The sequence below is a fragment of the Pelagimonas sp. genome, from assembly GCF_050633425.1.
In the GTDB taxonomy this organism is placed as follows: Bacteria; Pseudomonadota; Alphaproteobacteria; order Rhodobacterales; family Rhodobacteraceae; genus Pelagimonas.
The window spans coordinates 19,125-32,232 of record NZ_JBOEGM010000005.1 but is presented as its reverse complement, the minus strand read 5'-3'; the positions used below and the strand labels follow the sequence as shown (position 1 = coordinate 32,232).

The following is a 13,108-nucleotide window of genomic DNA, read 5'->3' as shown; positions in this document are numbered from 1 at the left end:
CCCAAGCGGTGTGCTCGGGCATCAAAGGGGGCATCAAAGGGGGCACTTAGGCGATGTCACGCCGCGCAAAGGACATGGAACGGAACTGTGTTTTATAGGGGCTTTCGCCCATCTTACGCACTTTCCCGACGCCCATTTTGTAGTTGTAGTTGCCCGAAATCCAGTCAACCACACGCCCCGCCAACGCGTTTGCGGGCTGTGACGTGTGCAAGAAATCCATGTAACCCATGTTGTTCTTGACCGCAGGTGTGACGATGGCAACGGCGGTGATCGAGGCTTTGGTCAGCTCAATATGGCCGTTTTTCATCAGGCTGGCGAAGTCAAAGTCATCGCCTTCGACGCCCACGATCGTGTCTTTTTGGACCGGGATCCGGTCGGAGTAGACCTGCACATAATCACCGCTTTCAATGCCGTGTTTCTCGGCAAATTCCGGGTGAATTTCGATCCAGTTTTCCGGCCAGCGCTGGACAATATAGGGGCGGCGGCGGTCATCATAACCCGATTGCCAACGCTCATTGATCCGGCCCGATGTGATCCAGATCTCATCATCCTGCTCACGTGGTTTGAGCCATTCCCAATAGGAGGAGAACAGGTTCCAAGGCGCTTTTTGAATGTTGCACTTGCCGGTTTGCGAATTGAAATGGGTCAGTTTCTTGTTGAACATATTCGCACCAGCAGGCCCGGTTTCCGGCAATTTGCGCGTGGTGTCATGCAGGCGTTTGGTGCCCACAAGCGAGCCGTCATCCAGCATGAGCACAGGCCCCTGAATACCGGCGGTGCCGAACTCGCCAAGCTTTTCATGCAGGGTTTTGCCCTCACGTCGCGCCGCGACCAAGACCATGTTAAAGTCTTTGCGCGAACCACGGGAATGGCGGGCCCCTTCTTCGATAACATCGTTGGAGTTTTGCCAATCAAAACCTTCGTAGCCCATCTTCTTGGAAAGCTGCGCGATGATCCACCAATCGGGTTTCGCCTCACCCGGCGCGTCGTAGAATTTCGGGTACACGCGCAGGCGGCGTTCGCCATTGGCACGGGTGAAGGTATCTTCGCCCCAACCCGCCGCCGGAAAGACGATGTCGGCATAGCGCGCACCGATGGGATCGACCAGATAGATATCCTGATCCCAGACCACGGTGCCACCACTGTCGGCGCGGGCTTTGAGGGTGTCGATGATCTCTTGCTTGTCATAAGACATAACCTGATGCGGGTTGCGCACTGTGAGCTCTTCGAACTTGGCCTGCAGGCTTTGCGAACCGCACATCGCCTGAACCCAGGTGTTGCCGATCACATGCGCCAACCGGGTGTGGCCGGACATGAAATAGCGGTCACAATCCATGGCGCGACGCCGACGACCGGGGAGCTTTTCAGGAGACTTGTTGCGCGGATAGCCCCCACCACGCAGCCCGCCACGTTGGTGCCCACCGGCGCGGCCAATGACCTGACCGGGGCGACCACCGGCCCCAACCGTGATGCCCAGCGCCGAAATCGCTTGGGTGTTGCCAGTGTTGTTGGACCAATAAAACCCCTTTTCGATCATGATCGAGGTTTTGGGCCGGGTGCCATCCGCCTTGGGTTTGGCCATCCATTCAGCGGCGGTATAGATTTTCTGCACGTCGATCTGGGCGATTTCAGCCGCCTTTTCCGGCACAGATTCCTCTTGGGCCATCAACCAGTCTGTCCAATCCTCAAAGCCATCGGTCTGGAATTTGCCCCAGGTTGTGCGCCACTGCCACGGGGTGTTGCGCGTCCCCTGGCCAAAGCCAGACGAGCTTTCCCATTTGTTATTGACCCAGTTTTCGATCCACTCTTTGTCCTGCCAACCGTTTTCAACGATGACACGCGCAATCGCCAGCACGACGGGAAGATCGGTGCCGGGCTGAATGTCGAGAACAAGACCACCGTTGGCCTCGGCATAGGCGGTGCCAGAGCTGCGACGCGGCAACATAAAGATCGCTTTTTGACCGTTTTGAATGGCTGGCATGATCCAGTCAGTAAACAAAATGGTCTTGGTTTCATATGGATCGGTGCCACACATCAGAAGAGTGTCGGCATTGCCCCAATCTTCGTAAGACGGTCCAAAGTTGTCGAACCCCGCATCGCGAAAACCGGGGGTCGAGGAGACATCAGAGGGTGTATCGTGGAAGGTGAAATTAGCGGTGCGCACATTGCCCAGCGCATATTTGGTGATCGCGTAGGTGTTCTCCATATAGCCATAGGAAAACGTCTTGACCGCATAGGCATTGGTGCCGTGTTTTTCGAGCACGTGCTTGCCGACTTCGGCGGCGATGTCCAATGCGAAATCCCAGGTGACCGGCATCAGCACACCAAACATGCGGATCATCGGCGTTTTCAGACGATCGCGGGTTGGGGTCTGTGGGTTGTAGACCTTTTGCGCCAAAGCGCCGCCGCGGATCGAACTGTTTCCTAGCGGATTGACGTGTTCTGCGTCTTTGTCAGGGATGATCACGACGTGATGGGGTTCGCCATTATGCAGCACGATGTTGTGCTGGTTTGGCGCAACCCACGGCCCAAGCGGCGAGACGGGAAAGTCTTCGCCAAAGGCATTTTGATCCGCCTCTGGGCCACCATTGCGACCGCCACGCACCGGCCAGCGGTACACTTTGTAGCCACAAGCGACGATGCAGTAATCACAAGCCGTTGCGATCACATCCGCATCTGGTGGTGGCAATGGCACGGATTCTTCGGGGACATAATATGGTACAGACATGGGTGTTCCTCCTTAGCCCTGAAGATTGTCGTAACGGCCGTAAATCAGGCCAAACATGCCGACGGCGTAGATATCATCGCCCTCAACTTCGAGCAGAACCTGCGGCAATGATTGATAGGCCTGCCCGGCGATAAAGATGCCGTGGCGGGTCAGATCAAAGGTGGTCAGGTGCAACGGGCATGGCCCAAGCGCCTTGTCGGCGGCTTTGTAGGTGCCCTGAAGCGGCCCGCCCTGATGGGTGCAGGTATAGTTAAAGGCAACGACGTCTTGCTCATCGCCAATGCCCCCTCCGGCTTTGGTCCCAAGCTTGACCAGAATGCTTTCGGCATATTGGCCCTCGTCGGGGTATTCAAAGGACATGGGTTCATCCACCTTCAGCTCGGACAATTTCCCGATGAGCTTGCGCGGATAGGTCGACACAACGGCGGGGGTTTCCGCCTCGCTCAGCCCCGGAATACCCACCATCACCACGGTGGTGGTCAGGCCCGAGGACAGCAAAAACTGGCGACGATTCATCAGGCATTTGCGCGTGCCAGCTTTGGCAGCTTCGCCGTTTTCGCCATTGATGGCACCCGAGATGATCTGGGCGGTTTTCGGATCTAGGTCTTTCATATCTTCCTGTCTCCTGTGTTCAGTTCGCAACGGCAGGCAGCGGCTGCATGTCAGGGATGTCCGGTTCGTCGATCAGGATTTCATCACCGCTGAGGCTTTCGAGGAAAGCGACCAGATCGGCCTTTTCCCCGTCGCTCAGGTTCAGGGGTCTGATCTGGGCGGATTTGTTGTCGGCAAAGTCATTCAAGCCGCCACCGTCATTGTAGAAATCCACCACATCCGCGAGGGTCTCGATCATGCCGTTATGCATGTAGGGATAGGTGTATTTCGTGTATCGCAAGGACGGCGTGCGGAATTTGCCCTTGTCGGCTTTTTCCTTGGTGCGGAAATACAGCCCCGGATCATCCTTGATCTCGCGGTACATTTCTTCGGTGGCACCTTTGGCGAATATCTCAAACCGGAAGGTGATCTGCGCGATCTCATCGTCTTCCCAGCCCGAATAGGGCGGCACACCGGTGTTGTAATATTTCTCATCGCTCAAAAGCGGGCCGTTGTGACAGGAGATACAGTTGGCCTTGCCGGCAAAGAGCTCCAATCCGCGCACCTGTTGTTCGGACAGGGCCGCGTCATCCCCATTCATATAGAGATCAAACGGCGTATCGGTTTGGTTGATCGAGCGTTCAAAGGCCGCGATGGCATCATAGGCGTGGCGGATATTGGGCCAGTCATCGCCAAAGACATCGGCAAACCGTTCCCGATATTCCGGCACAAAGGCCAAGCGGCTTTCCATCATGTCATCTTCGCCATTGCCAGCCACGCCGCCCCGCGCAGCCGAACGCGCCTGATGTTCCAATGACCCAGAGGCCCCGGCCCAGAACAACTTTTTGTAATGGCCCGAATTGACGATAGTTTGTGAGTTGCGCCAATGGGTTGTGCCCGGATAGCCAAAGCTGATCGGTGCCTGAATGGCCCAACCGGCATCCGGCAAGTGGCAGGCAGAACACGGCATGTTATAATTGCCCGACAGGATCGGATCAAAGAACAGGATTTTACCCAGCTCGACCTTGGCGTCGGTTTGCGGGTTTGATCCCGGAACCGGCACATCTCCCAAAGCGGCCAACCCCTCAGGGCGCGGCATTTCAGCGCCAAGCGGTGCGGCCATAACGGCCAATCCGAGGACGATTGCGGTGGTTTGTTTTTTCATGATCCGTCTCCTCAGTTTGTTGCGTTGCGCCAGTCGTCAATCAGCTGGTACCCGAAGTCATCTTCGCGCCAGACATAGGCGTCGACGTCATAGGTGTCGCCGGACATAGACTTGAGGAATTCAACCAGATCGCCCTTTTCAGACGCGGCCAAGCCAAGCGGTTTGAGACGGCTGTCTTTGAGATCATCATCGCCACCACCGGCGTTGTAAAATTCCACCACCTCTTCGAGCGTCTCAAACACGCCGTTATGCATGTAGGGCGCGGTGTAGGTCAGTTCGCGCAAAGTCGGCGTCAGGAAAGAGCGTTTCGTATCAGGGGTATGGGTGCGGATATAGGCACCCAAGTCCTCGCGCAGGTTCATGTAGTTTTCGACACCCATGAATTTGCCATAGGTGACAAAAGCCGAATGGCGTTCCGGGTCGGACCAGATATCGGGGTTGTTGGGTACGCCGGTGTTGTGCGGTTTGTCATCGCTATAGCGCGGGCCGGAATGGCAGCTTGAACATTGCCCCTTGCCCTCAAAAATGAGGCGCCCGCGTTCAGCGCTGCTAGTGAGGTCGCCGCTATCAATGGGTGCGCCGCGCGACACGATGGTTTTCATGAAATCCATCAAGGCATTGCGGGCCCCGCCATTTGAGGGCTCAGACATGCCCGCCGCCGCAAACATTTCCACATATTTTGGATCTTGCTTCATGCGTTCTTGCATGATGCGCATGTCCATATTCATCAGATAGGTTTCGGTGATCATTTCACGCGCGACATCGTTCAGGTTGGTGCCCAAACGGCCGTCATGCATCCAAGCGGCCCGATAGCCGACATTGGCGAGGGTCGGGGAATTGCGAAAATGCATTGCGCCGGAATAAGCTTGGCTGAGCGCTTCACCATCGGTAAAGGCCTTGTCCGGCATATGGCAGCTGGCGCAGGCCAGGCTGGTATCGCCAGACAGGCGAGGGTCATAGAACATGCGCTTGCCCAGCTCGGCGCGCGCGGCGTTCACATCCATCGGCTGGATGGGAACACTGTCCTGAGCCATTGCAGCCGTCCCGGCAAACAACGCCCCAATGACGGATAGGGTTCGGATCATCTTGGGCCTCCTCTTGGGCCGCCTCGCCCGGTGACATGCTGGGCGAAACGACCGTTAAAAACACAGGAGCGACGAGATCGCTGGCTAAAGCATGTCGCTCTTGCTCGCGCCCGACTTGGGGACCAATTGGGAGAACCACTTTGGAAACCCAAATCAGGGTGTTCACTACGATTTTAGGGCAAGTGTTTGCGACGAGTGTTGCGCTCAGGGTGACCTAACATGACCAGTTGTGACCGTTTGTGACTTAAGGTGTATTGACCCGTGTCATTTGCCGTCTAGCGTGTCTCTGATTTGGCGGGCCAAATGATCTGGGTCGATGGGTTTGTCCAAAACCTTGGGTGCCGGGCCGCTGACTTTGATCGAAGACGGCGCATACCCCGTGCAGATCACCACCGGTAAATCGGGCCGAACCGAGCGCGCCTTTTCGGTCAAGGCTTCACCGCTCAGGTCCGGCATCACCATGTCCGTCACCAACAGATCAACGCGCCCCGGATCCGCCAATAGCTTCTCAGCCGCAATAATCGGCGATGTATAGGCCTCGACCCGATACCCCAACCGCATCAACATCCGCCGCCATGTCGCGGCGATCTCGGTCTCATCATCGACAATCATGATCCGCTCGTGGCCACGCGGGGTTGGCGTGCCATCCCGCAAAGTGCCGATCTCTTCGGGCAAATCGGTGGCGGGTAGATAGATCAAAAAGCGCGCGCCCTCCCCCGGTGCGCTGTCGACTTCGATCCGGCCGCCCATTTCCTCAACCAACCCCGCGACAACGACAAGCCCAAGACCCGAGCCTTTGCCCAGCGGTTTGGTGGTGAAAAACGGATCAAACAGCCGGGCGCGGGTTTCCGATGACATGCCGGGGCCATTGTCCTGAATGCTCAGACAGACCCAGCCGTCCGAGCGATCAAGCAGCCCCTCGGGCGTTCCATCGACATTTTCGGCACCGATGATCACCTGCCCCTCGGCGGCCCCAATCGCTTCGGCAGCATTGCGGGTCAGGTTCATAACGATCTGGTGCAAATGCGTGTGATCCGCCAGCACCATAACCATGTCTTGCGCATCGCAGGTTTTGAGCCGTACCGTCGGCGGCAGCGACGCGCGCAAAAGGCGCGACACTTCTTGCACGACACCGCAGAGATTGACCGGCTGCGATTGCCCCGGCTCACGCCGTGCAAAGCTCAGCAATCCACGCACAAGGCTTTGTGCCCGTTTGGCGGCGATTTCGATCTGCTCGATTTCACCCGCCAAATCGCTGCCCTCTGTTGCATCCATCGCCGCCAGATGCGCGGCACCAACGATTGTGGTCAGCACGTTGTTAAAATCATGGGCAATCCCCCCCGCTAAAAGCCCAACCGCCTCAAGCTTTTGCGCCCGCGCCACCTGTTCACGCGCCTCGCGGCGTTCGGTGATGTCTTCGCCAATGCCGATAAAATTCTGCACGGTGCCATCCGGCCCAACCAGAGGCAAAATCCGGGTGTCGGCCCAATAGGTCGTGCCGTCCTTTTTGCGATTGCGAAAGATGCCCTGATATTCGCGCCCCTCAGCCAAAGCCCGGCGCAATTCGGCATAGGTGCTGTCACTGGTATCCCCCGATTGCAGGAACTTCGGCGTCTTGCCTTCGACCTCGTCACTGCCCCGCCCGGTCAATTCGCGAAACCGCCGATTGGCATAGAGAATGCGCGCAGAGGTGTCGGTGATCACAATCGTCGACGGGCTTTGCTCAACCACATTGGCGAGCCGTTTTTCACTGGCCTCAGCTTCGCGCCGGGCGGTGAGTTCACCCGACAGCCGGTGTAACGTGTGACCCATGTCGCGAAACATCAAATACAACATCACACCAATCGCAAAAGCAGCCAAAACCAAAGCAATGATCGAGACAAAACCGATGCCGATAAGCGCCTGCCCCTGCCCCACAGCCGCGAATATCCGACGCGTTGAGATGATCCGAGCGTCTGTCCAAACCGCTTCGAGATCAACCAAAGCCAGCTTGGCCGCGCTGTCATCAATCCGCACCATCGCGTCGATCTGTTCAATGCTAAGCCCGTCGGCAACCCCTTGCCTTGCCACGGAAAACTTGTCGGAATAGGCCTCCATAGTCCGGCGCACCGTTCGCAAGGCGCGCTGTTCAACCGGATCGGTGGTTTGCGCCAAATAGACATCGACCACGCTGCGAAAGTGCCGGACCTGCACTTGGGCGCGGGTCAGATAGGTCTCATCCTGGCGCAGCACGTAATTTTTGAAATTGTGGATAATACCGCCATAGCCCAGATACCCGCGGATAGAACTGATCCAGACCCCCTTTTGCCCCACATCGCCGTCATATTCTATCCAACTGGCTTCAATTTCCCCAAACTGGCGGCGTGTTTCTGTCCCCAAAAACAGCCCGAGCAAGACAGTCACCAAAAGCAGGAAGCCCGCTAAAAAACCCACCAGATAAAACCGATGTGACGACTGGGTGTGCGTGGCCATGGTGCGCTACCTTGATGCTGCGGTGAACTTGGGCCATGTTAGCGCTACGGGACACAAGGGATATGAGATGGGTCAAACAATTCTCATAGTCGACGATGATAGGCAGCTGACTTCGTTTCTGGCGCGGTTCCTGAAAAAGCACGGTTATCAGACCCAAACCGCAAGTTCGGGTGCGCAGGCCCGTGCGTTGTTTGAAGAAAAGCATACCAGCTTGATTGTCCTCGATCTGAACCTGCCCGATGCGGATGGGTTTGAGTTGGCCAAGGAAATTCGGGCCAAAGCCAAGACGCCCATCATCATCTTATCGGCGCGCGATGAGGTCTTTGATCGAATCTTCGGGCTTGAAATCGGGGCTGATGATTACGTCACCAAACCCTGTGAGCCGCGCGAATTATTGGCCCGGATCAAAGCCGTTTTACGCCGCTTGGAAACACCACAACCGACTGAAACGGATACCGTTTTTAGCAAAGCCGTGTTTGCAGGGCTTGAGTTTGACCTGACCAAACGCGGCCTGCGTCACATTGCCGAAGATCGCCCCATCACCCTAACCAGCACCGAGTTTTCGCTCCTCAAGATGTTAACTCTGCAAGCTGGTAAAATCATCAGCCGAGACCGGTTGATGTCTGAGCTCTATGGAAACTCAGTTGCGATCACAGATCGGGCGGTGGACGCGCATGTCTCGCGCTTGCGGCGCAAAATTGATGGCGACAACGCGGAACCCTCTCTCATCCAATCCATTCGCGGTGAGGGTTATGTTTTGGCGGCGGATTTGCACAAGATTTGACAGCGGTTTTTTATGTCATTGAAACCGGGTTTAGGCCCCGATTTCAGGCTCTGGTTTAGGCGTCTATTGGGCAAAGCAAGCCGTGCAAGCCGCCACCATCCATCGCAGGCTTGTGTGGTCTTTTGAACAAAGCCCCCCGCCCGCCCCCTTGGGGCGGTAACCTTAATTAAAGACATGTTAACCTATGTTTGGTAGAATCCGTAGTCGTACCTACTAGTGATAGCTTTTTAGAACAGTGGGGAATGAACAGCCATGAGAACGCAAAAAATACCGCCACGGCAGATGCTCTTATACGCAGCATTTTTCGTCCCAATATTTGTGGTGCTCGTTTCTGCCCAACCGGCCCGGACCCAAGAGAGCGATCTGCAGTTTTGCTAAAACGATTGGCCCCCCTATGTTTCGACAAACGCGGGCAACGCGCGGGGCATCACGGTCGACATCTTGCAAGCCGCGGCAGAGCGGATGGGGGTTTCTCTTGGCTTTCATAACCTCCCTTGGAACCGCTGCCTTGAAATGGTGCGCCAAAGCGAGATGGACGGGGTGCTGGACGCAGCCAAAAGGCCAGAATTCCTTCAGGGCCCCGCGAGCTTTAGCCTCTATACAAACACCTTTTGGGTCCATCGCAACAGTGAATCCCAGACGTTCGACGCCGATGCGCTGGTTGGCAAAACCGTGGGATTGGTCAGCGGGTACACCTACCCTGAAGATTTGATCAAAATGCTCGAGGCTGCCAAAGCGTCCATCGACTATGCCGTTGATGATGAAACAAATATTCGCAAACTTGCTTTTGGTCGCGTTGACACAATTGTCGCGGATTACGCCAATACCACATCCATTGCGCATAGCAAAAACCTCAACATTCGACCGCTCTCACCCACCCATTCTAGCGACTATTTATATCCAACGATGAATGCCGCCTTGGTGTCGGAACAAAGGTCTCTCAATGCCGCTCTAGAAGATTTGCTGGCAGAGGGGGTCGTCGATCAAATCTATCGCAACCATTTGGGCGTCGGCTTTGATGAATTGGACGTCGAGTGATCCATTGCCACACCATCAACCACGGTTTCTCTCGGGTGATGCCCGTCTGATGCGCGCACCTAGCCCCCCGCTTCCACCGCGCAACTTTGCGCCGTCCCGCCGTTGGGGATGGATCGGGGTGATGCTGTTGCTGACCTTGGTTGTGCCTCTGCTCTCTGCAACTTGGTACTCTCTCAACCTGCAGAGAAACGCCCTAAACAAGGCCTTTCGGATGGAAATGAACCACATGGCCGATATGTTGGCCAATGGGATGCGCGATCCGGTCTGGAACCTCATCCCCGAAGCCGGGACCGGGATCATTGATAGCGTCATGACGGATCCACGGGTGATCAGCATCGAGATCACATCCCTCGCTCAGGATGAGTTTCTGACCGCCGAGCGACCGCCTCTTTCTGACGCAATGCCGCATAGTTTGCGCCGCGATATTGTGCATGACGGTGATCCCATCGGCAATGTCGTTTTGGTGATTGATGGCGCGGAACGCGATACGATTGGTGGAACATCCCGCGACAGGATCATCCTGATCAGCGGCCTCCGACTCCTACTCAGCTTTGGTATCATGTTGTTTATCCTGCGCGTGGTGCGTCGGCTGGAGCGAAACCAGGTGTTGCAGCAAGCCAACGAAGATTTGTCCGCCGAAGTAGATGAACGTCGACGCGCCGAGAAAGCCATGCGTGAAAGCGAAGAGCGCTTCCGCTCGGTTGTTGATCATTCGCCCTCACTCTTGGCTCTCAAAGATCTTGAGGGTCGGTTCCAGCTGATAAATCGCTGTTACGAAACCTCCCTTGGTGTCAAAGCCAGGAACCTAATCGGTAAACTACCCTCCGACGTGTTTGGCCCAGATCTTGCCGCCCGGTGGTCGGACGGGCAAAAATATGTTGTGAAATACGAACATCCCTTTGAAGAGGAAATCGTTATTCCCTTCGCCGACGGTGCCTATCACCATTTGCACCTCACACGATTTCCGGTCTTTGGGAGCCATGGCAACCTTACGGGGATCGGCGAAGTCGCGATCGACATGACCGCCCAGAGACTGGCCGAAGATGGCTTGCGACAAAGTCAAAAGCTTGAGGCGGTTGGGCAGCTAACAGGCGGTATTGCACATGATTTCAATAACCTGCTCGCGGTTATCATGGGCAATGCTGAAATGCTGGAAGACGGCGATCCTGAGGCCCAGCCCGCCTTGATCGCCGCCATTATCAAGGCAACGGACCGCGGGGCCAGTTTGACCCAAAGGCTCCTGGCCTATTCGCGCAAACAAGCGTTGATGCCACAGATCATTGACCTTGGGGATTTGGTTTTGGACATGTCCGAAATGCTCAGCCGCACGTTGGGCGAAGCGATTGAAGTGTCGATAGGCGTGCCACCTGACCTTTGGACACCGCTGGCCGACGCGGGGCAGGTCGAGAACGTCCTGCTCAATCTCGCCCTCAACTCTCGGGACGCCATGGATGGCGAAGGCAAGTTGACTATTCGCTGTTTCAACAAACACTTGGATCAAGACGCCATCGCGCTTAACCCCGACGCAACACTTGGCGATTATGTGGTTCTTGAGGTCAGCGACGAGGGGACTGGCATGACCCCTGAAGTGCAGGCCCATGCGTTTGAACCCTTTTACACAACCAAGGAAGTGGGCGAAGGCAGCGGGCTTGGCCTGTCGATGATTTATGGTTTTGCCAAGCAGTCCGGGGGCCATGTGAGCGTCGAAACCGAGCTCGGCACGGGCACAACTGTCCGGGTCTTTTTGCCGCGCGCCAAAGGCGACTTGGCCCCCATTGCCGAAATCCCAAAGATGATTTCACCGCGCGGCGCGGCCGAACTGATCTTGGTGATAGAAGACAACCCAGATGTCGGCGCATTTGCCGTTGGGATGTTGAAAAACATCGGGTATCGCGTCCTGTCTGCAGCCAATACGATTGAGGCCGAGGCAATCATGAAACGTGAGCCAAATATTGACCTGGTGCTGTCGGATGTCGTGCTACCGGGCGGCGAAAGCGGGCCTGAATTTGCACATAGGGCCAGCAAAATCTACCCCAATTTCAAAGTCATCTTCATGTCTGGATATCCGGCGGAGTCTATTCAGAACAACAGTTTCTTTGGGCCCGACCAAGTGCTGCTTCACAAGCCGTTTCAGCAATACCAATTGGCCAAAGCCCTTCGTGACGCACTTGATTAGGGGCGCGCGTGATCGGTGTCATGAATGACTTTGGCGCAGACACGCGCTTAGGGGCTGGCCCCTAGAACGGCTCAATCAAATCGGCGGACAACGCATAACCCACTTGAGCCACTTGGGTCGACACCGACGACACACCAAACATGCCGGTAACGTTGACCGCCTCATAGAGGCCCGAGCTTTCGTAAGGTTTTGACGTGGTTACAAAAACCAATTGATTGGCAGGTGGCGGCGGGACATGGACGCAGGCTCCGACGAAGGGGACCAGAATAAAGGCAGTCACACCCGTTCCCGAATAATCAATCGGCAGGATAAAGCCGGGCAGCCGCACGATCTGACCATCCCAGTCATGGCGAACCCCAAGGGATTCTGGCTGTTGGCTCGACATTGGCGGATTGTCGTGATTGATCAGGTTTTGCAACATCGGCGGCATGGCCGGTTGCCCCTCTGGGATGAGGTCCGTCCATTCCAAATCAACAAAACTTTCAGCCCAAGCCAGCCCGGGCGTGCAGGCCAAAGCCGCCAAACCGGCCATCAAACGGCGGCGATCCATGCGCGGATTTACCATTCATAGACCTCCATTTTGTCAGCTGTCAGCGAATACCCCACCTCTGCAACCTCGGTAGACTGGACGCTGTTTTTCATCACGCCTGTGACCCAAACGGGTTCCCAAAGGTCAGTGCTTTTCCACGGGGTTTGTGTCGTTACGAGAACCAGTTGATTAGCGGGCGGGGGCGGCGTGTGAATGCAGGCCCCAACATAGGGCACAAGGACAAAGCTCGTGACGCCGTCGGTCGACAAATCGAGCGGCAAAATATAGCCCGGCATCTTGATATAGGCCCCATCCAGCGTTGGGTTGAGCTTGGTGGCATTGGCATCAAAAACCGGCAGCCAGAAATCGTTTGCCTCATCCATCTCACCTTCGGCAATGATTTCGGAATAGGGCACGCCGGGCGGAATAAGATCGTCCCAGGTGATTTCGGTGGCGGAATTGGCCAAAGCCGCTTTTGGCAGCGCCATACCGGCGGCAACTGCGGCAATCAACTGGCGTCGTGACAGATGCATTGTCTCG

The 13,108-nt window shown here is 56.1% G+C and carries 9 protein-coding genes and 1 pseudogene; 3 read left to right on the top strand and 7 right to left on the bottom strand.

Annotated elements, in window-relative coordinates:
• Positions 1–46: 46 nt before the first annotated feature.
• The 5 genes from ACRBB0_RS04750 to ACRBB0_RS04730 all read right to left on the bottom strand — a co-directional run bounded on the left by ACRBB0_RS04750 (position 47) and on the right by ACRBB0_RS04730 (position 8,041).
• Complete coding sequence (locus ACRBB0_RS04750) at positions 47–2,728, bottom strand: arsenate reductase (azurin) large subunit (RefSeq protein ID WP_431373259.1); 2,682 nt, start codon at positions 2,726–2,728, stop codon at positions 47–49.
• Between the two features lie 12 nt (positions 2,729–2,740).
• Complete coding sequence (locus ACRBB0_RS04745) at positions 2,741–3,340, bottom strand: arsenate reductase (azurin) small subunit (RefSeq protein ID WP_431373258.1); 600 nt, start codon at positions 3,338–3,340, stop codon at positions 2,741–2,743.
• A gap of 19 nt (positions 3,341–3,359) precedes the next feature.
• Positions 3,360–4,484, bottom strand: coding sequence for a cytochrome-c peroxidase (locus ACRBB0_RS04740; RefSeq protein ID WP_431373257.1), 1,125 nt, complete (start codon positions 4,482–4,484; stop codon positions 3,360–3,362).
• Positions 4,485–4,495: 11 nt separating this feature from the next.
• The gene (locus ACRBB0_RS04735; protein WP_431373256.1) at positions 4,496–5,569 is read right to left on the bottom strand and encodes a cytochrome-c peroxidase; all 1,074 of its coding nucleotides are present in this window, start codon (positions 5,567–5,569) and stop codon (positions 4,496–4,498) included.
• A gap of 264 nt (positions 5,570–5,833) precedes the next feature.
• Entirely contained in the window at positions 5,834–8,041 is a 2,208-nt protein-coding gene (locus ACRBB0_RS04730; protein WP_431373255.1) for an ATP-binding protein, read from the bottom strand.
• On the opposite strand from ACRBB0_RS04730, the gene ACRBB0_RS04725 reads away from it, so the two are divergent.
• The 3 genes and pseudogenes from ACRBB0_RS04725 (at position 8,040) to ACRBB0_RS04715 (ending at position 12,039) form a co-directional block, all read left to right on the top strand.
• On the top strand, positions 8,040–8,825 hold the full coding sequence (locus ACRBB0_RS04725) for a response regulator transcription factor (protein WP_431373254.1): 786 nt from the start codon (positions 8,040–8,042) through the stop codon (positions 8,823–8,825). The two genes, ACRBB0_RS04730 and ACRBB0_RS04725, sit on opposite strands and share 2 nt — an antisense overlap.
• Before the next feature lie 393 nt (positions 8,826–9,218).
• Positions 9,219–9,863, top strand: a pseudogene (locus ACRBB0_RS04720) (substrate-binding periplasmic protein); the annotation flags it as partial.
• Positions 9,864–9,984: 121 nt separating this feature from the next.
• On the top strand, positions 9,985–12,039 hold the full coding sequence (locus ACRBB0_RS04715) for an ATP-binding protein (RefSeq protein WP_431373253.1): 2,055 nt from the start codon (positions 9,985–9,987) through the stop codon (positions 12,037–12,039).
• Positions 12,040–12,100: 61 nt separating this feature from the next.
• On the opposite strand, the gene ACRBB0_RS04710 is transcribed toward ACRBB0_RS04715, so the two are convergent.
• Positions 12,101–12,604, bottom strand: coding sequence for a DUF3299 domain-containing protein (locus ACRBB0_RS04710; RefSeq protein WP_431373252.1), 504 nt, complete (start codon positions 12,602–12,604; stop codon positions 12,101–12,103).
• Entirely contained in the window at positions 12,598–13,101 is a 504-nt protein-coding gene (locus ACRBB0_RS04705) for a DUF3299 domain-containing protein (RefSeq protein ID WP_431373251.1), read from the bottom strand. Before ACRBB0_RS04705 ends, ACRBB0_RS04710 begins: the two co-directional genes overlap by 7 nt.
• Between the last annotated feature and the right edge of the window lie 7 nt (positions 13,102–13,108).

Excerpts from the sequence above, each read along its gene's own strand:
- ACRBB0_RS04735 (WP_431373256.1), bottom strand. The coding sequence starts at position 5,569 with ATGATCCGAACCCTATCCGTCATTGGGGCGTTGTTTGCCGGGACGGCT.
- ACRBB0_RS04725 (WP_431373254.1), top strand. The coding sequence starts at position 8,040 with ATGGTGCGCTACCTTGATGCTGCGGTGAACTTGGGCCATGTTAGCGCT.
- ACRBB0_RS04705 (WP_431373251.1), bottom strand. The coding sequence starts at position 13,101 with ATGCATCTGTCACGACGCCAGTTGATTGCCGCAGTTGCCGCCGGTATG.
- ACRBB0_RS04710 (WP_431373252.1), bottom strand. The coding sequence starts at position 12,604 with ATGGTAAATCCGCGCATGGATCGCCGCCGTTTGATGGCCGGTTTGGCG.
- ACRBB0_RS04745 (WP_431373258.1), bottom strand. The coding sequence starts at position 3,340 with ATGAAAGACCTAGATCCGAAAACCGCCCAGATCATCTCGGGTGCCATC.
- ACRBB0_RS04750 (WP_431373259.1), bottom strand. The coding sequence starts at position 2,728 with ATGTCTGTACCATATTATGTCCCCGAAGAATCCGTGCCATTGCCACCA.
- ACRBB0_RS04715 (WP_431373253.1), top strand. The coding sequence starts at position 9,985 with ATGCTGTTGCTGACCTTGGTTGTGCCTCTGCTCTCTGCAACTTGGTAC.
- ACRBB0_RS04730 (WP_431373255.1), bottom strand. The coding sequence starts at position 8,041 with ATGGCCACGCACACCCAGTCGTCACATCGGTTTTATCTGGTGGGTTTT.
- ACRBB0_RS04740 (WP_431373257.1), bottom strand. The coding sequence starts at position 4,484 with ATGAAAAAACAAACCACCGCAATCGTCCTCGGATTGGCCGTTATGGCC.